Source organism: Acidovorax sp. JMULE5, from assembly GCF_013376875.1.
GTDB classification, from domain to species: domain Bacteria; phylum Pseudomonadota; class Gammaproteobacteria; order Burkholderiales; family Burkholderiaceae_C; genus Acidovorax; species Acidovorax facilis.
In genome coordinates, this window is sequence record NZ_CP035951.1 from 2,328,111 (window position 1) to 2,350,838 (window position 22,728).

At 64.9% G+C, this 22,728-nt stretch carries 21 protein-coding genes and 1 pseudogene; 16 read left to right on the forward strand and 6 right to left on the reverse strand.

All coding sequences use genetic code 11. The features are described 5' to 3' along the window. The first annotated feature begins 5 nt into the window (after positions 1-5). Genes EXV95_RS10435 through EXV95_RS10445 form a run of 3 tightly spaced genes read left to right on the forward strand, consistent with a single transcriptional unit; the run spans position 6 to position 3,107 of the window. On the forward strand, positions 6-1,025 hold the full coding sequence (locus EXV95_RS10435) for a MoxR family ATPase (protein WP_176886760.1): 1,020 nt from the start codon (positions 6-8) through the stop codon (positions 1,023-1,025). Then, positions 1,006-2,031 (forward strand): DUF58 domain-containing protein, encoded by a 1,026-nt coding sequence (locus EXV95_RS10440; protein WP_176886761.1) that lies wholly within the window; start codon positions 1,006-1,008, stop codon positions 2,029-2,031. The genes EXV95_RS10435 and EXV95_RS10440 overlap by 20 nt, the downstream gene beginning before the upstream one ends. A gap of 32 nt (positions 2,032-2,063) precedes the next feature. Next, a complete protein-coding gene (locus EXV95_RS10445) occupies positions 2,064-3,107 on the forward strand; it encodes a VWA domain-containing protein (RefSeq protein WP_176886762.1) in 1,044 nt (347 codons plus the stop codon). Positions 3,108-3,314: 207 nt separating this feature from the next. Here EXV95_RS10445 and EXV95_RS10450 read toward each other — a convergent pair whose 3' ends face one another. Together EXV95_RS10450 and EXV95_RS10455 are read right to left on the reverse strand one after the other, a co-directional pair. Next, positions 3,315-5,423 carry a diguanylate cyclase domain-containing protein gene (locus EXV95_RS10450; RefSeq protein WP_176886763.1) on the reverse strand — a complete coding sequence of 703 codons (2,109 nt, stop codon included), beginning with the start codon at positions 5,421-5,423 and terminating at the stop codon, positions 3,315-3,317. Positions 5,424-5,740: 317 nt separating this feature from the next. After that, on the reverse strand, positions 5,741-6,364 hold the full coding sequence (locus tag EXV95_RS10455) for a Crp/Fnr family transcriptional regulator (RefSeq protein WP_121420894.1): 624 nt from the start codon (positions 6,362-6,364) through the stop codon (positions 5,741-5,743). Positions 6,365-6,629: 265 nt separating this feature from the next. Between EXV95_RS10455 and EXV95_RS10460 the strand changes: the two genes are divergently transcribed. From EXV95_RS10460 to EXV95_RS10495, 8 genes are all read left to right on the forward strand, one after another. After that, complete coding sequence (locus EXV95_RS10460) at positions 6,630-8,474, forward strand: phosphodiesterase (RefSeq protein ID WP_176889017.1); 1,845 nt, start codon at positions 6,630-6,632, stop codon at positions 8,472-8,474. Between the two features lie 964 nt (positions 8,475-9,438). Further along, complete coding sequence (locus tag EXV95_RS10465; protein ID WP_176886764.1) at positions 9,439-9,741, forward strand: hypothetical protein; 303 nt, start codon at positions 9,439-9,441, stop codon at positions 9,739-9,741. 142 nt (positions 9,742-9,883) lie between these two features. Continuing rightward, complete coding sequence (locus EXV95_RS10470) at positions 9,884-10,234, forward strand: hypothetical protein (RefSeq protein ID WP_176886765.1); 351 nt, start codon at positions 9,884-9,886, stop codon at positions 10,232-10,234. Between the two features lie 135 nt (positions 10,235-10,369). Continuing rightward, on the forward strand, positions 10,370-10,810 hold the full coding sequence (locus EXV95_RS10475; protein WP_176886766.1) for a hypothetical protein: 441 nt from the start codon (positions 10,370-10,372) through the stop codon (positions 10,808-10,810). 163 nt (positions 10,811-10,973) lie between these two features. Further along, entirely contained in the window at positions 10,974-11,348 is a 375-nt protein-coding gene (locus EXV95_RS10480) for an SMI1/KNR4 family protein (protein WP_176886767.1), read from the forward strand. Positions 11,349-11,449: 101 nt separating this feature from the next. Continuing rightward, on the forward strand, positions 11,450-11,890 hold the full coding sequence (locus EXV95_RS10485; RefSeq protein ID WP_176886768.1) for a hypothetical protein: 441 nt from the start codon (positions 11,450-11,452) through the stop codon (positions 11,888-11,890). Beyond that, positions 11,887-12,270 (forward strand): RidA family protein, encoded by a 384-nt coding sequence (locus tag EXV95_RS10490; protein ID WP_176886769.1) that lies wholly within the window; start codon positions 11,887-11,889, stop codon positions 12,268-12,270. The genes EXV95_RS10485 and EXV95_RS10490 overlap by 4 nt, the downstream gene beginning before the upstream one ends. A gap of 174 nt (positions 12,271-12,444) precedes the next feature. Further along, positions 12,445-12,879 carry a DUF2267 domain-containing protein gene (locus tag EXV95_RS10495; protein WP_176886770.1) on the forward strand — a complete coding sequence of 145 codons (435 nt, stop codon included), beginning with the start codon at positions 12,445-12,447 and terminating at the stop codon, positions 12,877-12,879. 64 nt (positions 12,880-12,943) lie between these two features. Here EXV95_RS10495 and EXV95_RS10500 read toward each other — a convergent pair whose 3' ends face one another. Together EXV95_RS10500 and xdhC are read right to left on the reverse strand one after the other, a co-directional pair. Then, positions 12,944-14,185 carry a urate hydroxylase PuuD gene (locus EXV95_RS10500; RefSeq protein WP_176886771.1) on the reverse strand — a complete coding sequence of 414 codons (1,242 nt, stop codon included), beginning with the start codon at positions 14,183-14,185 and terminating at the stop codon, positions 12,944-12,946. Between the two features lie 214 nt (positions 14,186-14,399). Beyond that, positions 14,400-15,230, reverse strand: coding sequence for a xanthine dehydrogenase accessory protein XdhC (xdhC, locus tag EXV95_RS10505; RefSeq protein ID WP_176886772.1), 831 nt, complete (start codon positions 15,228-15,230; stop codon positions 14,400-14,402). A gap of 67 nt (positions 15,231-15,297) precedes the next feature. Between xdhC and EXV95_RS10510 the strand changes: the two genes are divergently transcribed. Then, entirely contained in the window at positions 15,298-15,840 is a 543-nt protein-coding gene (locus tag EXV95_RS10510; protein WP_082437303.1) for an energy transducer TonB, read from the forward strand. Between the two features lie 82 nt (positions 15,841-15,922). Here EXV95_RS10510 and uraH read toward each other — a convergent pair whose 3' ends face one another. Then, the gene (gene uraH, locus EXV95_RS10515) at positions 15,923-16,273 is read right to left on the reverse strand and encodes a hydroxyisourate hydrolase (protein ID WP_055394878.1); all 351 of its coding nucleotides are present in this window, start codon (positions 16,271-16,273) and stop codon (positions 15,923-15,925) included. A 108-nt stretch (positions 16,274-16,381) separates the two neighbouring features. On the opposite strand from uraH, the gene EXV95_RS10520 reads away from it, so the two are divergent. From EXV95_RS10520 to EXV95_RS10535, 4 genes and pseudogenes are all read left to right on the forward strand, one after another. Beyond that, positions 16,382-17,059, forward strand: coding sequence for a GntR family transcriptional regulator (locus EXV95_RS10520; RefSeq protein ID WP_176886773.1), 678 nt, complete (start codon positions 16,382-16,384; stop codon positions 17,057-17,059). Positions 17,060-17,083: 24 nt separating this feature from the next. After that, positions 17,084-18,033: pseudogene (gene puuE / locus EXV95_RS10525) on the forward strand (allantoinase PuuE). 77 nt (positions 18,034-18,110) lie between these two features. Further along, a complete protein-coding gene (uraD, locus tag EXV95_RS10530; protein WP_176886774.1) occupies positions 18,111-19,889 on the forward strand; it encodes a 2-oxo-4-hydroxy-4-carboxy-5-ureidoimidazoline decarboxylase in 1,779 nt (592 codons plus the stop codon). Next, positions 19,886-21,130: an ArgE/DapE family deacylase gene (locus EXV95_RS10535; RefSeq protein WP_176886775.1), complete on the forward strand. Its 1,245-nt coding sequence runs from the start codon at positions 19,886-19,888 to the stop codon at positions 21,128-21,130. The genes uraD and EXV95_RS10535 overlap by 4 nt, the downstream gene beginning before the upstream one ends. A gap of 60 nt (positions 21,131-21,190) precedes the next feature. On the opposite strand, the gene EXV95_RS10540 is transcribed toward EXV95_RS10535, so the two are convergent. Further along, positions 21,191-22,531: a glycerate kinase gene (locus tag EXV95_RS10540; RefSeq protein WP_176886776.1), complete on the reverse strand. Its 1,341-nt coding sequence runs from the start codon at positions 22,529-22,531 to the stop codon at positions 21,191-21,193. Positions 22,532-22,728 lie beyond the last annotated feature (197 nt).

Sequence of the window (22,728 nt, forward strand, 5' to 3'; positions counted from 1 at the left end):
GCACCATGGAAACCACCCCATCGCCCTCTGCCATGAACAACGCCGCCACCGCCACCCTGATGGAGCAGGTGCTCTACGAAGTCAAGCGCGTGGTGGTGGGCCAGGACCGCTTTCTGGAGCGGGTCATGGTGGCCATGCTCGCACAGGGCCATCTGCTGGTCGAAGGTGTGCCGGGCCTGGCCAAGACGCTGACGGTGAAGACGCTGGCCAGCACCATCCAGGGCAGCTTCAAGCGCATCCAGTTCACGCCCGACCTGGTGCCCGCCGACCTGGTGGGCACGCGCATGTACAACCAGAAAACCGGCGAGTTCAGCACCACGCTGGGCCCGGTCTTTACCCACCTGCTGCTGGCCGACGAAATCAACCGCGCGCCCGCCAAGGTGCAAAGCGCCCTGCTGGAGGTGATGCAGGAACGCCAGGTGACGATTGCGGGCGAGACCCACAAGGTGCCCGAGCCCTTCCTGGTCATGGCCACGCAGAACCCCATCGAGACCGAAGGCACCTACGCGCTGCCCGAAGCCCAGGTGGATCGCTTCATGATGAAAGTGCTGCTGGGCTACCCCACCGAGGAGGAAGAGTTCGTGATCGCCCAGCGCGCGCTCGATGTGCCCGTGCAGGTGCTGCCCGTGGCCACCACCGCGCAGCTGGCGGCGCTGCAGGCCGAATGCCGCACCGTGTATGTAGACCCGTCGATGCTGCAATACGCCGTGAAGCTGGTGGCCGCCACCCGCGAGCCCACGCGGCATGGCCTCAAGGACCTGGCGGGCTACATCAGCTGCGGCGCCAGCCCGCGCGCCACCATTGCCTTCGCAGAGGGCGCCCAGGCCCTGGCCATGCTGCGCGGGCGCAACTACGTGCTGCCCGAAGACATGGCCGACCTGGCGGCCGACGTGCTGCGCCACCGCATCGCGCTGTCGTACGAAGCGCTGTCCGAAGGGCTGGATGCCGATGCCCTCGTCAAACGCATCATGGCCAAGATACCGGCGCCTGCTCGGCCTCTGCATCATGAGCAAAAAGTTGCCTGACACCACTTCAGCCACGGTCCACACGCTGCCCACCCTGCCGGGGCAGGCCGACCGGCTGCTGCGCGAGCTGGAGTGGAAGGTGATCCGCCGCCTGGACGGCCTGCTGCAGGGCGACTACCGCACGCTGATGCGCGGCAGCGGCCTGGACCTGGCCGACCTGCGCGAGTACCAGCCGCATGACGACGTGCGCCACATCGACTGGAACGTGACCGCGCGGCTGAACATCCCCCACGTGCGCGTGTTCACCGAAGACCGCGAGATGTCCGCCTGGTTTTTGCTGGACCTGAGCCCGTCCATCAACTTCGGCCCGCAGGGCAACGCCAAGCGCGACAACCTGACCGGCTTTGTGGCCGTGCTGTCGCGCCTGCTGACGCGCCACGGCAACCGCGTGGGCGCCATGCTCTACGGCGCAGGCAATGCACCCGCCCGCGCTGTGGATGCGGTGTTACCGCCCCGCAACAGCCGCGCCCATGTGCTGCATCTGGTGCACAGGCTGTTGACACCGCCCGCCCCTGCCACCGGCACATCCAAACCCGGCGGAGGCGCCACAGAACTGCACCGTTTGCTGCAAACGGGCCTGGCCAACCTGCGCCGCCGCTCCACGGTGTTTGTGGTGTCCGACTTCATCAGCGCACCCGGCTGGGAAAAGCCCCTGGCCCAACTCGCCCAGCGGCACGACGTGGTGGCCGTGCGCCTGCTCGACCCGCTGGAGCTGGAACTGCCCGATGTGGGCCTCATCACGCTGCGCGATGCCGAAAGCGGCGAGCAGCTGCAGGTGGACACCCACGACGCGGGCTTTCGCCGCCGCTTCGCCCGTCTGGCGGCCGAGCGCGAGGCCGTGCTGCGCGAAGGCCTGACCCGCGCGGGCGCCGACACGCTGGAGCTGTGCACCGACGACGATCTGGTCGATGCCCTGCTGCGTTTCATGGACCTGCGCCAGCGCCGGGTGCGCACGTCCCGAGCCGCGCCCTCCCGCGCTGCAGACCCGGCACAGCACGCCGCCTGAACGAACCACGCCCCCGCCCGAAGGAACACACCATGGTTTTTCTCTGGCCCACCCTGCTCTGGCTGTTGCTGGTCGTGCCACTGCTGGTGCTGATGTACTGGTGGCTGCTGCACCGGCGCAAGAAAACGGCGCTGAGCTATTCCAGCCTGTCGCTGGTGCGCGAGGCCATGGGCCCCGGCCAGAACCTGCGCCGCCACATTCCGCCCGCACTCTTTCTGCTGGCGCTGGTGGCGCTGCTGCTGGCCACCGCACGCCCGCTGGCCGTCATCACCCTGCCCTCGCAGGACCAGACCATCATGCTGGCCATGGATGTCTCGGGCAGCATGCGCGCCGCCGATGTGGAACCCGACCGCCTCACCGCTGCGCAGAACGCCGCCAAGGCCTTCATTGCCGAGCTGCCTCGCCATGTGCGTGTGGGCATCGTGGCGTTTGCTGGCAGCGCCCAGCTGGCCCAGCTGCCCACCCAAAGCCGCGAAGACCTCGTCAAAGCCATCGACAGTTTTCAGCTGCAACGCGGCACGGCCACGGGCAACGGCATCATGCTGTCGCTGGCCACCATCTTCCCCGACGCGCGCATCGACATCTCCGCCCTGGGCGGCCGCCAGGCCATGCGCCCCAAGCCCATTGACGAAATTGGCAAACAAGACCCGGCCAAGGCGTTCACGCCCGTGGCGCCCGGCTCCTACACCTCGGCGGCCATCATCATGCTGACCGACGGCCAGCGCACCACCGGCGTGGACCCGCTGGAGGCCGCCAAATGGGCGGCCGACCGGGGGGTGCGGGTGTACACCGTGGGCGTGGGTACGGTGGCGGGGGAGACCATCGGCTTTGAAGGCTGGTCCATGCGGGTGCGGCTGGACGAAGAAACCCTGAAGGCCGTGGCCACGCGCACCAACGCCGAGTACTTCCACGCGGCCACCGCCGCAGATTTGAAGAAGGTGTACGAGACGCTCAGCTCACGGCTGACGGTGGAGAAGCGGGAAACCGAAATCTCGTCATTGCTGGCGTTGCTGGGGGCGACGTTGGCGTTGCTGGCAGCCGGGCTGTCGGTATGGTGGTACGGGCGGATTTTGTGATATTTTTGGCTCTATCGCTTACCAGACAATCGTTAACAGCTACCATTTTTATGGCATATAGCCTGTAGTGCATGTCTCGGGCGTGCTTGGGATGCGAGTAAGCGCCACCGTGCACTCCTCAGCATTCTCCAAACCATAGACTTCAAAAAAGATAGCTGTCAGCGCAATACCAGAAAGCGCTACACCCCGAAATCTCTTGGGATCTGCTCACGCCGCTCCCAGCGCCATCCGCCCCGACGCCGTCGCCTGGCTCGCATGGCGCGTCTCCACCCGGTTGCGCCCCGCGCGCTTGGCGTCGTAGCACGCCATGTCGGCCGCATACAGCACCGACGGCACATCCTGCAGACTCGCATCCAGCACCACCAACCCGATGCTCACCCCCAGCGTGAAGCTGCGCCCCTGGTACGAAGGCTCCCACGCCTGTACCGAGGCGCGCAGCTGCTCCGCCACCGCCTGGCCCCGTGCCAGCGCGCAGCCGGGCAGCACCACCGCAAACTCGTCGCCGCCCAGCCGCGCGGCCCAGCCGATCTGGCGCACCTGTGATTCAAGCAAGCGGGCCACATGGCGCAGCACGTCGTCGCCCGCGTCATGCCCGGCAATGTCATTGACCACGGTGAAGTGGTCCAGGTCCAGAAACAGCACCACGCCGTCCCCGGCTGCCTCGCTGCTGTCTGCATCCGGTGCGCGCGGGCGCATCGAGCGTTCGGCCAGCAGCAGGCCCAGGCGCTCGTCAAACGCATTGCGGTTGTAAAGCTGGGTCAGGGCATCGTGCGTGCGCTCCCACGCCTGCTGCATCTGTGCCTCGCGTGCAGCGGTGATGTCCTCCAGAATCCAGACGGTGCCGCCCGCCATCTCGTCGGGCCGCACACCACGGCCCTGCACGCGGGCCCACACGGGGGTGCCATCCTTGCGCATGAAGCAGACATCGCCGTCGAAGGCACCATGTGCGGCGAACTCGGCCTGCACACGCTCGCCAATGCGGCCGTATTCGGCATCGTTGGCATACAGGGTGCGCGCCGGATGGCCCTGCAGTTCGCCCTCGGTGTAGCCCAGCATCAGGCAGGCCTGCCGGCTCACCACCTCCAGGATGCCGTGGCGCGAGATAACAATCCCCACGGAGGCACTGTCCAGCACGGCCTGGAACTGCCCGTCCAGCGTGGCCTTGTGCTGCTGCTGCAGGCTGCCCTGCTGCACCATGCCCTGGAACACTTGCACCAGCTCGCCCACTTCACCCCCCGCACGTGGCCAGGCGACGGTGGCCTGCGGCGGTCCAGCGCGCGTGCTGCGCCGCAGCAGCTGGCGGGCACTGTGCGTGAGCTGCGCCAGCGGCTGCGCCATCCAGGCCATCAGCCCGGCCACGAGCAGCATGCAAAGCGCCATGCTGGCGGCGGCCAGCCACCAGGCTTCGCGCTGCGCGCCCTGCAGTGGCGCCAGCAGCGCCTGCGAGGGGCTGACCCGCGCCACGATCCATTGCGGCAGCGGCATGCCCGCCATGCTGACGATGTGCTGGTCTTCAAGGTGGGTCGTGCCCCGCCCTACCACTGGCTGGGCCTGCTCCAGCCAGCGACTGTAGACGGGCGCCAGGCCCATCTCGTCGCTCACCTTGCCCATGATGCGGGTGGGGTCCGAGTGCGAGAGGATGGTGCCGTCGCGCGTAAACACCAGCAGCCGAGAATCATCGCGCGCGGGCAGCGTCATGGACGGCGGCAGCAGGCCCTGCGATTGCAGGCGCAACGCACCCGCCACCACACCCAGCACGGTGCCGTCTTCGCGGTGCAACGGCATGGTGAACATCACACGCGCGTCGCTGGTGCGCCCGGCAATCAGCTCGGACACCAGCGGCTTGCCGTCGATGAGCGTGCGGCGCAGCGCATCGCGCTCGGCAGGGTCCAGGTTGGAGGCCTTGTCCAGCCGCCCCCCACGCAGGTTCAACCGCAGTTCGCCGTTGTCGCGGGCGACCTGCATCGCATCAAAGAACTGAACGGCGGGCAGACCCTGCTGGAGCAGCCATTCGAGGGCCGAGGGTGATTCGAGCATGGCGGGCGTAATACCAGCGGCCACCGTGCGCAACACCTTCTGGCTTTGCTCGATCTTGCTGGCCAGCAGGCGGGCCACCACCTCGACCTCATCGGTCTGCTGGCTCACCACCCGCCGCATGGCCTCTTGCCCGGAGGCCCGCGTGACCAGCCACGCCGACACCGCCCCCGACAGCCCCACGGCCAGCACCGCCACCAGCACCAGCCGCAACACCAGCGGACCGGGCATTGACCAGCCCGGCGCGTCCTGTGGCGGCGCAGGGTGGGTCGGGGGCGTCATGGACACTCCGCGCAGGGAGCGCCCGATGGGCGCAAAGGGGTGGCGTTGGGCATGGGGACAGGTCAAACCGGACAGGTCCCAACAAATATACGCAGCCCCTGCAGCCCAGGGCTTGGGTAGAACCCTCAGTGAAACCCAAGGACAAACCCTGACGAGGAAGCCCCCCTGAGCCGCTGCGCGGCTTCCCCCGGAGGGGGACGCACCCAGTGGCCTGGCAAAGCCAGTTCCACGGGTGCGCTGGCGGGCGGCGCGCCAGTAGCAGAGGCGGTGCGCGCTATTTTTCGCGCGGCGCCAAAGCCATCCACACTGGGTTCAGTTCAGCAACCGGCCATCGACTGCAGCGCCCGGGGCTGAGGCAGGTTCAGCACATTGCCCGTGCCATGTATAAGGCCCAGTTCCCGCAGATGGCGCAGCACGCGCGAGAAGGTTTCGGGGGCGATGCCCAACTGCGCCGCAATCAGGCGCTTGCGCTGGTGCAGCGTGACCTGCATGGTGCCGCTGTGGTCGGGCTCGGCGTGGTTGAGCAACCACTGCGCGCAGCGCGACTCGGCATCCTGCGCGAGGCGGCTCACGGCCAGCTCGGACTGCTGGCGGTAGCCCTGCGCCATGTCGAGCAACAGGCCCCGTGCACCCGCCGGCATTTCTGCAAGGCTGCGGCGAAACTCCTCGATGGGAAGGCGGCGTACCTGCACACGGGTGTCGGCCACCATGTCCACCGGCAGCGGCATGCCCATCAGGGCCGACGCGGCGTCCAGCCAGAACGGCCCTTCCACGGCCCCCAGCTGGTGACGCAGGTAGCCATCGTCGAGCACACCGCGCAGCACGCGGCCACTTTCGAGGTGCAGCACAGACGTCAGCACCTCGTTGCGCCTGCGCAGTACTTCACCGGCGGCAATCACCTCGGTTTCGGCGGGCAGTGAGAAATAGGTAGAGGGCAGCATGGGACGGACTGTGCCGCGCCCCGGACCGCCGGTCATTGAGCAAGATCAAACCGAACCCTCGCGGCGGCCCTGCCGCTGCACCAGGGTTGAGCCAACGCATGAACAGCTTGCAGGCTCTCCCGAACGACTACCCCAGGGAATAGCCTGTCACCTCACAGAAACAGTGTGTAACAAGGTTGTCACACCCTGCCGATATCGTGGGCACCTTGCTCAGAGCCCCCCATCTACCGTGACGCACAACCCCCTTTGGAGCCGACTGGAGGCGATGATGGCCTTGCTGTCCCCGGCTGCGCGCCATGGCAAGGGCCCTCTGGCACAACTCATGCGCGAAGGGGGCCTGCACTGCGTGTTCCAGCCCCTGGCCGACCTGCGCGAGGGCAGCGTGTATGCCCACGAAGCCCTGATCCGGGGCCCCGAGGGCACCCCTCTGCACACGCCCGATGCCTTGCTGGAGCTGGCGCGGCGCGAGCTCATCCTGCAAGACTTCGAGCTGCTGTGCGTGTTCACCGCCTTGCAGCAGTGGGGCGTTCAAAAGGCTCCGGGCCGCCTGTTTGTAAACATCAGCGCCGACGCGCTGGTGCACGGGGTGGCCCTGGTGGGCGCGCCGATGCTGGGCGAGGCCGTGCGCAGCTTTGGCGTGAGCGCCCGCCTTCTGGTGCTGGAAATCACCGAGCACGAGCGCGTGACCGACATGCCCCAGCTGCGCCAGGCCATCAAGGCGGTGCACGCCTGCGGCGCGCGGCTGGCGCTGGACGACTTTGGCGACGGCCGCTCCAGCCTGCGGCTGTGGTCCGAGGTGAAGCCCGACTTCGTGAAGATCGACAAGTACTTCATCCGCGACATCAGCAACCAGCCCGAGAACCTGCAGATGCTGCAGGCCATCAAGGGCATAGCCCATATGTTTGGCACCAAGCTGATTGCCGAAGGCATCGAGACACGCGACGACCTGCGCGCGCTGCGCGACCTGGACGTCCCTTACGGACAAGGCTGGCTGCTGGGCCGCCCCGCCAAGGCCCCGCGCGAGGCAGTGGAGAGCCCGGCACAGGAAGTGATGCAGGACCGCCGCGTGGCCGTGCTGCCACACCTGGGCCAGACGGCGCGCCCCGGCATCCTGCGCAGCCTGCTGGTGGTGCAGGCGCCCACCGCCGCGCCCGCCACCAGCAACGATGCAGTGGCCGCCATGTTCCATGAGCGCACCGACCTGCATGCGCTGGCCGTGGTGGACGGCACCCGCCCCGTGGCGCTCATCAACCGCCAGCAGTTCATGAACCACTACGCCACGCTGTACTTTCGCGAGGTGCATGGCCGCAAATCGTGCCTGGCGTTTGCCAACCAGGCACCGCGTGTGGTCGAGCTGGACTGTGACGTGGACCAGCTCGTGGGCATCCTCACCTCGCAGGACCAGCGGTATCTGAACGACGGCTACATCGTCACCGACAACGGCCGCTACCTGGGCCTGGGCACGGGCGACCAACTGGTGCGCGCCGTGACAGAAACCCGCATCGAAGCCGCGCGCCACGCCAACCCGCTCACCTTTTTGCCCGGCAACATCCCCATCAGCCTGCACATGCAGCGCCTGCTGGACCACCACACCGAGTTCGTGGCGTGTTATGCCGACCTGAACAACTTCAAGCCCTTCAACGACCACTACGGCTACTGGCGCGGCGACCAGATGATCCGCCTCGTCGCCCGCCTGGCCACGGCGCACTGCGACGCGAGGCGCGACTTTGTGGGCCACGTGGGTGGGGACGATTTCATGCTGATCTTTCAAAGCAGCAACTGGCTGCAGCGCTGCAAGAACATCGTGGACGCCTTTGCCCGCGAAGCGCTCACGCTGTTTGACGACGAGGCCCGGCGCGCCGGTGGCATCCAGGCCGAAGACCGGCATGGTGTGCAGCGGTTCTTTCCGTGCACCACGCTGGCCGTTGGTGCGGTGCGCATCACGCCCGGGCGGTTTCGGCATGCCGAGGAAGTGGCCAACCTGGCGGCGGTGGCCAAACATGAGGCCAAGCAGGCTGCGACCGGGGTGGTGCTGCATGGTGGGTTTACCGAGTCGAGCCTGGGCGCACTGGCTGCTACGCGGGCGCTGCAGGATGTGCTGGCGGCGTAGGGAGTAGAAGGGCCGCAGCGCGAGCGTTGGGCCTGTAGCGCGACTACACCGCAATGAGCATTCGCACGGCGCAGAGGCCAGTGCCCCCAGCGCAGCTTCCGTCGGCTACTGCCACTGCACGATCAAGAGGTAGGCTTGTCCGCTTGGAGCCCAGGCGCGCCTGTGAGCGCCACTCCCACACCCGATCATTGACCCTGTTCGCGGCTGAAATCTGAGTCTCGGTCACCCAGCCTTGCTGCGATGTCGCAGGCTATAGTTTGCTCGGCTGAGGCGTGCCGGGTTTCGCGGAATTTTTACACCTGGATATTTGCACAGCACAGCGACCGCAATCCCAGGCTGTAAGCCAATTTCAGGAGGAATCCGTGTCCAGAATATTTCGCAAGGTTTGCGGGATACATCACGTTCGGTTCGCAAGTCATGCCTTGTCCCACGCCTGAAGAGATCAACATCCATGACTCTCTTGATGAGCGAGTCGCGCTAGAGATTTTCCAGGGAAAATCCCAAAGCGAGGCATTTGCGTTGTTCCATGAGAACGCGATGCTGTGCGCAGAGGCGCTGGTCCACATGGGGCCGCGCGCCCGACTCTACTATCTCGACGCATACTTACAGTACCTTGCGTCAGACGCATCGAGAGGCAATGAGTGGGCTGCATCAAGTCTGCCGCCCGTTGCACAAGCTGTCTTCGAGTCCGGCCTCGCTAGTGCCCAGACTCAAGAGAAGCTTCTCGTAGCTCTTGAGCGGGTTCACTCCCAGTTTGCTAGCTATGTACCCGACAGAATGACTCAGCGCATCTACCATCAAGTTCCGGGTGAGGTTCGCAGAGTGATTGCCCTATTGCGTCCAGGAGAGCAAACCTAACTATGCGTTCAAGCGGACCGCGGGGAGAGACTTTCGTGTTTCCTGATGTTGTATCGGCCCGCGGCCGCTTAACGCGGCGTTAAGCGTCAGGACAATGGATAGTTCGATGAGCGCCACTTTGAGCAGCCTCGCCACCGAGCTGATCCAGCGCAAGCGCGTCTCGTTTTCCTTCTGCCTTCCGGGAGGAAGCAATCAACGTGCGGCAGTTACCGTCCGTGAGTGCGAGGACTACGACTTTGCCGAGTATGGAGAACAGTACAAGGAAGGGGAAATGTTCGAAGTTAGTCCGGCCGCACCCGCGCATAAGCCCACAGCTACTAAACTTGAATTTGAATCGGTCCATGCGGCTGGTCGAGCAGTCCTCATAGAACGCGCGTCTATTCAAGGCGAGCCGTGGCATGACGCTTAACCATTCATTGCAGCCGACCTGGGCCAGCATCGCTGGCTGGTCGGCTGAATTCAAACGTTAGGCCTCACAGGGCGCGCTTGCTGGACCTTCGTTCTTACATAGCTACTTCTGCAAAGAATCATTGCAGTCACTCCGAATAGTCATGTCCTCAACGCTCACCTCGCCGGAGGCCAAGTTCTTGGAACAGTTGGCCAAGAACAGCCAGTCGTGGCTAGAGTCCGCAACGGACGCCCTGGAAGGACGCGGCAATGTAGAAGAGTGGAGCGATTGCCCAGAGGCATGGAAGTCCTTGGTCGCAGCACTCCCCTCAGGTGAGGCGAGAGCCGCATTCAAGCTTGTCCTGCAAGAGCTTCTGAGTGGCGTATCCCACTCATTCCTCGCAACACTGGACGGAACAACAAGCCTGGCTGAGTCCGTGCAACTTGAGGTCTGCGCCCAAGACTCCATCCCCTTCAAGCGCTTCCTGCATGAGTTCTGGCCGCAACAACAATGAGGCCTAACCCTTCGCTCGAGCGGACCTCCACCGGCTTGGCGCTTGGCCCGCGAGCCGGCCACTGTCATCATCCGCTTCGCGGGCCAAGCGCCAACCCGGCGGGGTCCGCTCAGCTCAAACGTTAGGCCGCACGAAATGGACCTCAGCCTTACCTTCCACGACAACAAAACGGGGCACCGAGACATAGTGCTTCGATTTGCTGGGCAAGAATGGATTTGCGATTCGTACTACTTAGCTATCGATACCGAGCTTCTTCCAGAAGTAGAGGACGAAGGAAAGATTCGCGCAGTCCTCCGGCGACTGCACGAGCAATGGCTTGAGGCAATAGAAGGGCTGAAAGTCGGCGAGGTTGCATACCTGCCATTTGATTTTTCAGACCAATGCACTGGCTGGTTGCGCTGTACCGCCAAGTCGACTGGCTATTCGATTTTCAGACCAATGCACTGGCTGGTTGCGCTGTACCGCCAAGTCGACTGGCTATTCGATCGATCAAGGTTGGTCGAGCGTAGAAGGCTGGTCTTTCTCTCCGTCGGCAATCGGAGTTCTTCTGCACAATCTCGAGGGCTTTCGCGCTGATGGCCCTACGTTGGAAGTAGCGCGCACTGAATTTCAGGCCGCCATTCGAGAGTCTGCGTCGCGTGCGGCCTAACCCCTCCATCGAGCGGACGTCTTCCGGCAGGCTTTGCCAGCCTCCAGCCGCCGTTCATGTCGAAAGTTATCTGGCAGGAGACACGCGCGCATGAATCTCGCCGAGATCAAGCAAATTGAGAGCGCCCTGGGCATTGGCCTGCCTCCCCACTACGTTGAACTCGTGACCAACTACCCTTCGGAGCTTCTGGCTACCGATGCACCGAACTTCGCGCTGCTCGATGACCCTGCGGCTGTCATCGACGAGAACCTGGCGGTTCGGGGCAAGCCTTTTTATGGTGGTGTCTGGCCGGTCAATTTGATTGTCATTGGCACAAACGGGTGCGGCGACTTGTATGTGACAAGGCTCGACGAAAAAGGATTTTCAGTAGGCTTCTTCGATCATGAGAAGCCCGCATTTTTTCCACATTCGAACTCCAAGGCGCAATTGATTGAGAAGCTCTTGGCGGAGTCGAATGCATGCTGACAGATAACGTGTCAATGGACACGGACCCGCAACAGCAGGAAGCGGCTTCGCCGTAGGTTGTTGTTGTCCGGTCATCTTCACGTTAGGTTTCAGCGCAACCAATGAAATTGCTTTCCAATCACAAACTGGTTGCTCTTCTAGTCTTCGGGCTTCTTTATTCCTCAGCGTACTGGGGTGCCCGTAGTAATCATTGGCTCGTCCACCGCACCGGCTACTATTCCGTCGCGGGGCATGGTCAAAAACTTGATGGTCATTACATTTCTCAAGGCAACTTCGGCTCGCCAATGCTTTCGCCCATCTCGTCCACCTTGCAGGCCGTCTCTGCTTTCGTACTATGGCCAGCGGCTCAACTTGAGCTTGTTTATTGGCACTTTGCCACCCCTCCCGGCTCTCCTTGGAATGGTCAACCTAACCCATCCATCAAGCGGGACGCTGCGCTGACGCGCACCGCCCCTTATGTCAAACGTTTGACATGGCAAACACCTTCAGCGCGCGCACGCCAGCAGCTCATCCCAACCCAAATTTGCACCGTTACGCCATGAATGAAGCCGAAGTAGCAGCTGGCCTTGCAAGCACACCGATGTACCGATACGCGCAACAGGTAGGCGATCAGCTCTTCGTCGCAGGCCAAGTGCCTCTGAACTCTTGCGGCGAACTGGTGGCACCCGATGACGCGGCTGCCCAAGCGACGCAGTGCCTACGGAATCTGGAGCTACTCCTGTCGGTGCATGGCTTCTCGATCACGGACATTCGGCAACTCGTGGTTTACGTCGTCGGAGATCGAATCCAACTCGAAAGCGCTTGGGCCGCCGTCGCTGCATGGTTCGCTGAGGATGTTCCGCCAGCTACCCTGCTGGGTGTTGCCTGCCTTGGCTACGAAGGTCAACTCGTTGAAATCGATGCACGAGTCATCAAGGCCTAACCACCCTACGCTCTGGGCGACGCATGGCCCTCACATCGGTTGGACTCGCTCCGGCAGGCCGCTCATGTCAATCCTTGAGTGTCAGCCTCCGTTAGCCGCGACCGCAGTTCCTGACCGAATCCTGCCGCCGCACGCTGCGCTTCGCAACCACCCAATTCTTACGCCCCAAACCTCATGCCCTGGCCTCCAGAATACCAACGAGCATCCGTCGATTTCGAGAAGTTCATGGTGGCAGCCCGCGATCACGCCGGCCTGGCGACGACGAACATGGCCTGGAACATGGTCGAAGGCGTGCTTCATGTTTTCCGTCGCAGGCTTACTCTCGAGCAAGCGCTTCGCTTTGCAGATCAGTTGCCGCCTGCTGTAAGAGGTCTCTTCGTCGAAGGCTGGAGACCTGGCGATCACGTCGCCAGCGTCGGCACCCGGGCCGATTTGCTGGGAGAAGTCCGCTCGCTGCGCCGCGAACACAACTTCTCCCCCGACAACGCCATTGAGTCCGTTGGATTCGCGTTATTCGCTGTAATCCCGTCGGACGCCTTCGCTCGTGCGTTGGAGGCACTGCCACCCGAACTGCGCGAGCTTTGGAGTGGAGTTGGCAAGCCCGCCTGACCCCTGCCAGGTTCGGCGAGCGAGGCCTCGCCTCTGCATTGGTCGGACCAATCCCGGCGAAACCTCAAGGCCCCGTAGGCGCCCCCGCCTCAAACCACCGCCCAATCAGCGCCCGCTCCGCATCGGTAATCTGCGTGGCATTGTTCATGGGCATGAGTTTTTGCACCACCACTTGCTGGTAAATCGCCTGGGCGTGCTGCTTGACGCTGTCCGACGAGTCGAGCCGCAGGTTCTTCATCTGCACCGCCTCGCCGTGGCACAGGTAGCAGCGTTGCTCCAGCACCGCTTGCACCGACTTGTAGTCATTTTGGCCGCTAGCGCTTGCTGGAATTGCGCCAGCAGCTCCTGAAATAGGAGCACCACTGACAGCAGCCAGGGGCGCGGGGCGCATCCACACGATGGCGCCGACGATGACCGCCACGCCCACCAGAGCATACGGCAGCGGGTTGCCGTTGCGTCCCAGCTTGTAACCGTGGCGCATCACAAAGAACTGGCGGATGGCCGCGCCCGCAAACATCATCAGGATGAGCACCAGCCAGTTTTGCGGGTGGCTCCAGGTAAAGCTGTAGTGGTTGCTGAGCATGGCAAACAGCACGGGCAGCGTGAAGTAGGTGTTGTGCACGCTGCGCTGCTTGCCGCGTTTGCCGTGGATCGGGTCCACCGGTTCGCCCGCCTTGATCTGTGCGATCACGGTGCGCTGGCCGGGGATGATCCAGAAGAACACGTTGGCGCTCATGGCCGTGGCGATCATGGCACCCACCAGCAGGAAGGCGGCGCGTCCGGCGAACCAGTGGCAGGCCAGCCACGAGGCGATGCACACCAGCACGAAGACGAGCGCACCCACGATGGCGTCGCCGTTCTTCCTCTGGCCAAAGATGCGGCAAATCGCGTCGTACAGCAGCCAGAACACGACGAAGAACGCGAGCGCCACCACGATGGCCGTGGCAGGCGCCCAGTCCATGCGCGACTTGTCGATGAGGTAGGTGCTGGCGCTGTAGAGGTACGACACGGTGAACAGCGCAAAGCCGCTGATCCAGGTGCTGTAGCTTTCCCAGAAGAACCAGTGCAGGTGGCCGGGCAGCTTGGGCGGCGACACGGCGAACTTGACCGGGTGGTAGAACCCGCCGCCGTGCACGGCCCAGAGTTCGCCGCTGACGCCCTGTTTTTTGAGGTCTTCGTCTTCGGGCGGCGTGAGGCTGCTGTCGAGGAAGACAAAGTAGAACGACGAGCCAATCCAGGCGATGGCGGTGATGACGTGGACCCAGCGCAACAGCAGGTTGGCCCAGTCGAGAAAGTAGCTTTCCATATCTCAACCTTGGCAGCGCGGATGCGCTGCAATTAGCAAACCTGCTCACCACTGCGGGCGCTCTGAGCAGAAATTTTGGTCGCGCACCTTGGCGGGCAAACCCGCCGGGGCACCGCTGCGACCCGTAAACCGTCTACAAATCCGTTGAAAAGTGTATGCAGGAATTGTTCCCGACTCCAGCCCCAATCCGAGGCATGGAGGCCCGGAATTACCCTCAGCCCGCCCCCTTCAGCGTCTGCAGCAGCTGCGCAGCCACCGCCACGGCGATCACTTCAGGCTCCTTGCCCTCAATGCCGGGGATACCAATGGGGCAGGTGACCTGGGCCAGTTCGTCCTGTGCAAAGCCGCGCCCGTTCAGGCGATTGCGAAACGTCGCCCACTTGGTCTTGCTGCCGATGAGGCCGATGAAAGGCAGGTCGCCCTGTTCACGCTGGCGGCGCAGGCAGGCGGCCACCACGTCCAGGTCTTCGGCATGGCTGAAGCTCATGATCAGCACGCGGCTGCCCGGCGCCAGGCGGGGCACAGCCAGTTGCACGGGCTCGGAGTGTTCGCAGACCACGCCCTCGGGCGTGGGGCTAGGGAAGATGCCGTCGCGGCTGTCGATCCAGGTCAGCGCAAACGGCAGCGGCGCCAGCACCCGCGCCAGCGCGTGGCCCACATGGCCGCCACCGAACAGTGCCACGGGGTGCTGGTGCGGCGACAGGCGCGCGCGCAGACCCGCAGCGGGGGCCAGGTCGGCAGCGGTCAGCACCTCAAAACCCAGGTACACCACGCCCCCGCAGCATTGCCCCAGCGCCGGGCCCAGTGCAAAACGCATGGGTGGCTGCCCCGGGGCCTGGCCGGGCACACCGCCCAGGCGGCGGCGCGCTTCGGCAATCGCCTGCAGCTCCAGATGGCCGCCGCCGATGGTGCCCACGATACGGTCTGCGAACACGGCCATCCACGCGCCGGGTTCACGCGGGGCCGAGCCTTCGGTAGACTCCACCCTTACCAGACAGGCGGGGGCGGCTGCAAGGCCGTCCAGCAACAAAAGTACATCAGTCAATCCAGATCCTTCACGCTACCAAGGGTCGCCCGCCCCACGGGGCATCGTTCAGTTCACAAAAGCCATCATGCCGCCCACCCCCACCGAGCGCTCCTCCAGCCACCGCAGCCCCTGGCTGCTTGCCGGACTCATGGCCGCCGTTGCATCGCTGGTGGCGGCCTGCAAGTCGGCCCCCGAGCCACCAGCCCCGGCGCAGGACAGCACCATGCCCAGCCCGGACACCGCCAGCGTCAAGGGGCCTGTGCCCGCTGCCGCAGGCTCGGCCCGCGCGTCTGCCGCCAGCACGGCACGCGCTTACCGCGAAGACGCCGCCACCCACCTTTATGGCCTGAACGCACAGCGTGTGTACAAGGGCAAGCTGCCGCCCATGCTGTATGCCATCGGCGTGCTGGAGGTGGATATCGACCGCGCCGGCAAGGTCACGCGCCTGCGCTGGATGCGTGCTCCCAAACACGCCCCCGAGGTGGTGGCCGAAATCGAACGCACCGTGCGCGCCGCAGCCCCCTTCCCTGCGCCCACGCGCATGGGCAAGGTCACCTACACCGACACCTGGTTGTGGGACAAAAGCGGGCATTTCCAGCTCGATACGCTCACCGAAGGGCAGCTGTAGGTACATCCCCCTGAGGCGCTGCGGCGCGGCCCTTGCTTGGCGTCCCTGGCCTGGGCCGCGCCATCTTCATCGGCCGCGCTCCTTACGATCCACGGTAGGTCGAATAGCTCCACGGGCTGACCAGCAAGGGCACGTGGTAGTGCTGGTCGGCGTGCGCAATGCCAAAGTCCAGGCTCACCTGGTTCAGAAAATTGGGTTCGGGCAACTCCACACCCCGGGCCTTGAAGTACCCCGCCACATCAAACCGCAGCCGGTAGGTGCCGGTGCGCAGGCTGGCGTTGTCAAACAGCGGGGCATCGGTGCGACCATCGTGGTTCAGCACCAGGCGCTTGATGAGGGTGGCGTTGTCGCCGTCGGTGGAGTACAGGGCCACCTCCATGCCAGCGGCGGGGCAGCCGTTCATGGTGTCCAGAACGTGGGTGCTCAATCCCATAGGGAATCTCCTGAAGTGGGGACCACGGCCAATCGGCGAGGATTGCCGGACCGCAGTGTGTAGACCAAAAGTGTATACACTTTTCGCCATCCACCGTATCATGCCGCCATGGAATCCTCATCCACCAGCGCCATTGTTGACGCACTGACCCGCGCCATCGTAGAGCACCGCCTGCAGCCGGGCACCAAACTGGCCGAGCAGAAACTGGCCGACCACTTTGGCGTGTCGCGCACGCTGGTGCGCCAGGCGCTGTTTCAGCTCGCACAGAACCGCCTCGTCACGCTGGAGCCCGCGCGCGGTGCGTTCGTGTCCACCCCTTCGGTGGAAGAAGCGCGTCAGGTGTTCGCCGTGCGCCGCATGCTGGAGACCGAGATGACCCGCGCCTTCGTGCAAACCGTAACCCCCGCAAAGATCAAGGCGCTGCGCACCCATGTGGCCAGCGAGAAGGCGGCCATGGACACCGCCGACGCCAGCAGCCGCACCGAGCTGCTGGGCGACTTCCATGTACGCATGGCCGAGCTGATGGGCAACGAGGTGCTGGCGCAGATGCTGGGCGACCTGATCTCCCGCTGCGCGCTCATCACGCTGATGTACCAGTCGGCCAGCGCCGCAGAACACTCGCACGAGGAGCACGCCGACATCGTGACGGCCCTGGCCGCGCGCGACGAAGAACGCGCCGTCGCCCTGATGCAAAGCCACCTCGAACATGTCGAAGCCAGCCTGACCTTTGACCGCAAGCGCCCGGCTAGCGACCTGGCCGCCGCTCTGGCCCCCATCACTGCCTGACCCTCCGACGTTTTCCGCATTTCCATGATCTACGACTCCACCCAAGCCTACCCCCGCGACCTCATCGGCTACGGCAAGACCCCGCCCCACGCGCAGTGGCCGGGCGGTGCGCGCATTGCCGTGCAGTTTGTGCTGAACTACGAGGAAGGCGGCGAGAACGCCGTGCTGCATGGCGATGCGGGCAGCGAGCAGTTCCTCTCCGAAATGTTCAACCCAGCGAGCTACCCCGAGCGGCACATGAGCATGGAAGGCATCTACGAATACGGCTCGCGCGCCGGCGTGTGGCGCATCCTGCGCGAGTTTGAAAAGCGCAATCTGCCGCTCACGGTGTTTGGCGTGTCCACGGCTCTGCAGCGCCACCCCGAGCTCACAGCCGCCTTTGTGGAGCTGGGCCACGAGATCGCCTGCCACGGCCTCAAGTGGATCCACTACCAGCACATCCCTGAAGAGGTGGAACGCGCCCACATGCAAGAGGCCATGGACATCCTCCAACGCATGACGGGCGCGCGCCCCTGGGCTGGTACACCGGCCGCGACAGCCCCAACACCCGCCGCCTGGTGGCCGACTTTGGCGGCTTTGAATACGACAGCGACTACTACGGCGATGACCTGCCCTTCTGGATGAAGGTGCGCAAAACCGATGGCAGCACGGCACCCCAGCTCATCGTGCCCTACACGCTGGACTGCAACGACATGCGCTTTGCCCTGCCACAGGGTTACTCGCACGCCGACCCGTTCTTTCAGTACATGAAGGACACCTTCGACGCACTGTATGCCGAGGGTGACCCCGACGGTGACAACGCCCCCAAGATGATGAGCATCGGCATGCATTGCCGCCTGTTGGGCCGCCCCGGCCGCATCACGGCATTGCAGCGTTTTCTGGACCACATCGCACAGCATGACAAGGTGTGGGTGGCGCGGCGCATCGACATTGCGCGCCACTGGGCGCAGCATCATCCCGCGCCAACCGTGTGAGCCACATTGATGAACCAAATTGGCCTCCAGCGCTTATCCAACAAGCGCTAGCAGCTCACTTTTTTGAAGCACCCACCATGCCACTGACCCTGGAACAACTCAACGCCGCCAGCCCCGCCGAGGCCTTGGCGCTGCTGGACGGGCTGTACGAACACTCGCCCTGGATTGCCGAGCAGGCCCTGGCGCAGCGGCCCTTCCGAACGCTGGCGCACCTGAAGCACGCGCTGGCGCAGGTGGTGCGCACTGCCGAGCTGGACGCCCAGCTGGGCCTGATCCGCGCCCACCCCGAGCTGGCGGGCAAAGCCATGGTGGCGAAACACCTCACGGCCGAATCCACCAACGAGCAAAGCACGGCGGGCCTGACCCACTGCACGCCCGAGGAGTTCGAGCGCATCCAGCAGCTCAACGCGGCCTACAACGAGCGCTTCGGCTTCCCGTTCATCCTGGCCGTGCGCGGGCCGCGCGGCACAGGCCTGCCCAAGCGGGAGATCATCGACACCTTTGCGCGGCGCCTGGACAACCACCCTGAGTTCGAACTGGCCGAGGCCCTGCGCAACATCCACCGCATTGCCGAGATTCGCCTGAACGACAAGTTCGCCGCCGAGCCCGTGCTGGGCAACGACGTGTGGGACTGGCAGGAAAAACTGGCAGAACACTCCGACCCCGGCTTTGCCGAAAAAGGCCAGCTCACCGTCACCTACCTCACCGACGCACACCGCGCCTGCGCACAGCGCATCAGCCACTGGATGCGCGACTGCGGCTTTGACGAGGTGGAGATCGACGCCGTGGGCAACGTGGTGGGCCGCTACCACCCGGCGGGCCCAGGCGCACGCTACCTCATGACCGGCAGCCACTACGACACCGTGCGCAACGGCGGCAAATACGACGGCCGCCTGGGCATCTTCGTGCCCATGGCCTGCGTGCGCGAGCTGCACCGCACCGGCCAGCGCCTGCCCTTCGGCATCGAGGTGGTGGGCTTTGCCGAAGAGGAAGGCCAGCGCTACAAGGCCACCTTCCTGGGCTCGGGCGCGCTCATTGGCGACTTCAACCCCGCCTGGCTCGACCAGAAGGACGTGGACGGCATAACCATGCGCGCGGCCATGCAGCACGCGGGCCTGTGCATCGACGACATTCCCAAGCTGCAGCGCGACCCTGCGCAGTACCTGGGTTTCATCGAGGTGCACATCGAGCAGGGCCCGGTGCTCAACGAGCTGGACCTGCCCCTGGGTGTGGTCACCTCCATCAACGGCAGTGTGCGTTTTCTGTGCGAGATGATCGGCACCGCCAGCCACGCTGGCACCACCCCGATGGACCGCCGCCGCGACGCGGCCGTGGCCGTGGCGGAGCTGGCGCTGTATGTGGAGCAGCGCGCCGCGCAAGATGGCGACTCGGTGGGCACCATCGGCCAGCTGCAGGTGCCCGCTGGCTCCATCAACGTGGTGCCGGGGCGTTGCCTGTTTTCACTGGATCTGCGCGCCCCCACCGATGCCCAGCGCGATGCGCTGGTGAGCGATGTGAAAGAGCAGCTCGCCCACATCGCGGCCCGGCGTGGCCTGCGCTACACCCTGGAAGAATCCATGCGCGCCGCCGCCGCGCCCAGTGCGCCCGCCTGGCAGCACCAGTGGGAGCGCGCCGTGGACACCCTGGGCGTGCCCGTGTTCCGCATGCCCAGCGGCGCGGGGCACGACGCGATGAAGCTGCACGAAATCATGCCCCAGGCCATGCTCTTTGTGCGCGGCCAGAACTCCGGCATCAGCCACAACCCGCTCGAATCCACCACCAACAACGACATGCAGCTGGCCGTGGACGCCTTCACCCAGGTGCTGCGCCAACTTGCCGAGGAACCACAACCATGACAACGAATAACAACTACGCCGCGCTGGACGCCTGGATCGACCAGCACTTCGACGAGGAAGTGCGCTTTCTGCAGGCCCTGGTGCGCGTACCCACCGACACACCACCCGGCAACAACGCACCCCACGCCGAACGCACGGCCGAGCTGCTCAAGGAGTTTGGCTACGAGGCCGAAGAACACGCGGTGCCCGCTTCCGATGTGCTGGCCTACGGCATGGAGTCCATCACCAACCTCATCGTGCGCCGCAAGTACGGTGCGCAGGGCGACGGCGGCAAAACCATTGCCCTGAACGCCCACGGCGACGTGGTGCCCCCCGGCGAAGGCTGGACGCACGACCCCTATGGCGCCGAGATCGTGGATGGCGCCATGTATGGCCGCGCCACTGCCGTGAGCAAGAGCGACTTTGCATCGTTCACCTTTGCCGTGCGCGCCCTGGAAGCCGTGGCCAAGCCCACGAAAGGCGCGGTCGAGCTGCACTTCACCTACGACGAAGAATTTGGCGGCGAGCTGGGCCCCGGATGGCTGCTTCAAAAGGGGCTGACGAAGCCCGATCTGATGATTGCCGCAGGCTTCAGCTACGAAGTGGTCACCGCCCACAACGGCTGCCTGCAAATGGAAGTGACCGTGCACGGCAAGATGGCCCACGCCGCCGTGCCGCACACCGGCGTGGACGCGCTGCAGGGCGCGGTGCACATCCTGAACGCGCTGTACGCGCAGAACGACGAATACAAGAAGGTCACGTCCAACGTCACCGGCATCAAGCACCCCTACCTGAACGTGGGCCGCATCGAAGGCGGCACCAACACCAACGTCGTGCCCGGCAAGGTGATGTTCAAGCTCGACCGCCGCATGATCCCTGAAGAGAACCCGGTGGAAGTCGAAGCCGCCATCCGCCGCATCATCGAGCAGGCGGCGGGCGAACGCGCTGGCATCAGCGTGGAGATCAAGCGCCTGCTGCTGGCCAACGCCATGACCCCGCTGGCGGGCAATGCACCGCTGGTCGAGGCGATCCAGAAACACGCCCAGGCCGTGCTGGGCGAGCCCGTGCCCGCCGTGGGCACGCCGCTGTACACCGACGTGCGCCTGTATGTGGAGCGCGGCATCCCCGGCGTGATCTACGGTGCCGGGCCACGCACCGTACTCGAATCCCACGCCAAGCGCGCCGACGAGCGCCTGCAGCTGGAAGACCTGCGCCGTGCGACCAAGGTGATTGCGCGGGCGCTGTGCGATCTCCTGGCGTGACCTGCCGGGCAGAATTTGAGCAAAATTAGCCTCTAGCGCTTATCCATCAAGCGCTGGAAGCTACAAAATTAATAGCGCACGGAAATCGTTTACGTTGGTGTGGGTAGGCCCCGTCACCACCAGATCCCCCAGGGGCTCAAAGAAGCCATAGGCGTCGTTGCGGTCCAGGTGGGCTGCGATGCGCAGGCCCGCCGCCTCGGCCCGCGCCAGCGTGTCGGGCGCCACGCGGGCACCCGCGTTGTCCTCCACGCCGTCGATGCCGTCGGTGTCTGCGGCCAGCGCCCACACACCCGGCTGCCCCTGCAGCGCCTGCACCAGGCCCAGGCAGAACTCGCCCGCGCGGCCACCCCGCCCCCGGGGTGTGCTTGGCGGCTGTGGGCGTACCGTCACAGTCGTCTCACCGCCCGACAAGATCACGCACGGCCTTGTGAAGGGCTGACCACGCCGCGCCACTGCCCGCGCCAGTGCGGCGTGCACCTTGCCCACCTCGCGCGATTCGCCTTCGATTTCGTCCGACAGGATGTGCGCCTGCACACCCGCCGCCCGCGCGGCCTCGGCCGCAGCTTCCAGCGACTGCTGGGGAGTGGCGGTCATGTGCACCACATGGTGGGCAAACACGGCGTCGCCGGGCTTCGGGGTTTCCGGCGTGCCCGCTTCGAGGGCTGAGCGCACTGCAGTGGGCACCTCGATGCGGTAGCGGTCCAGGATCGCCAGCGCATCAGCGCAGGTGGTGGCGTCAGGCACCGTGGGGCCGCTGGCAATGACCGAAGGGTCGTCCCCCGGCACATCGCTGATGGTGAGCGTGACCACCCGCGCAGGTGCGCAGGCCGCCGCCAGCCGCCCGCCCTTGATGCGCGAGAGGTGCTTGCGCACACAGTTCATTTCGTCGATGGCAGCGCCGCTTTCGAGCAGCGCCTTGTTGATGCGCTGCTTGTCCTCCAGCGTGAGGCCGTCGCCCGGGAGCGTGAGCAGGGCGGAGCCCCCGCCCGAGATGAGGCACAGCACCAGGTCGTTTTCAGTCAGCCCCTGCGTCAGCGCCAGGATGCGCTGCGCAGCAGCCAGGCCCGCCGCATCGGGCACGGGGTGGGCGGCTTCAACCACTTCGATGCGCTGCGCCAGGCCTTGCGGCCGGGGCGGTGTGTGGTGGTAGCGCGTGACCACCAGCCCCGACAAGGGTGCATCCGCAGGCCACAGTGCTTCGACGGCCTGCGCCATGGCGCCGCCCGCCTTGCCAGCACCCAGCACCAGCGTGCGGCCTCCGCTTTCGCGGCTGGGCGGCGGGGGCAAAAAGGCTGCAGTGTTGTGCAGCGGCAGCGCGCGGCGCACGGCAACACCGTAGAGATATTCGAGGAATTCGCCGCTCTGGCGAATGGGGTTTGGCACGGTGGGGGGGGTGGTCATGAATGGTCGTCTCCGCGAGCGATTGTGCGGGCACGGCCAGGGCATGACCGTGCGCAGAAGTCAAAACTACTTCAACCCAGCCCACGGCGGCATGACGCGGTGGCGACGCGGTTGCCACGCGCAGCGCGGGATAACCCCATGTTCTGGCTCGCAACTGTTGTCTACAGTTCTTGTATGCAAGATTGATCAACAGTATC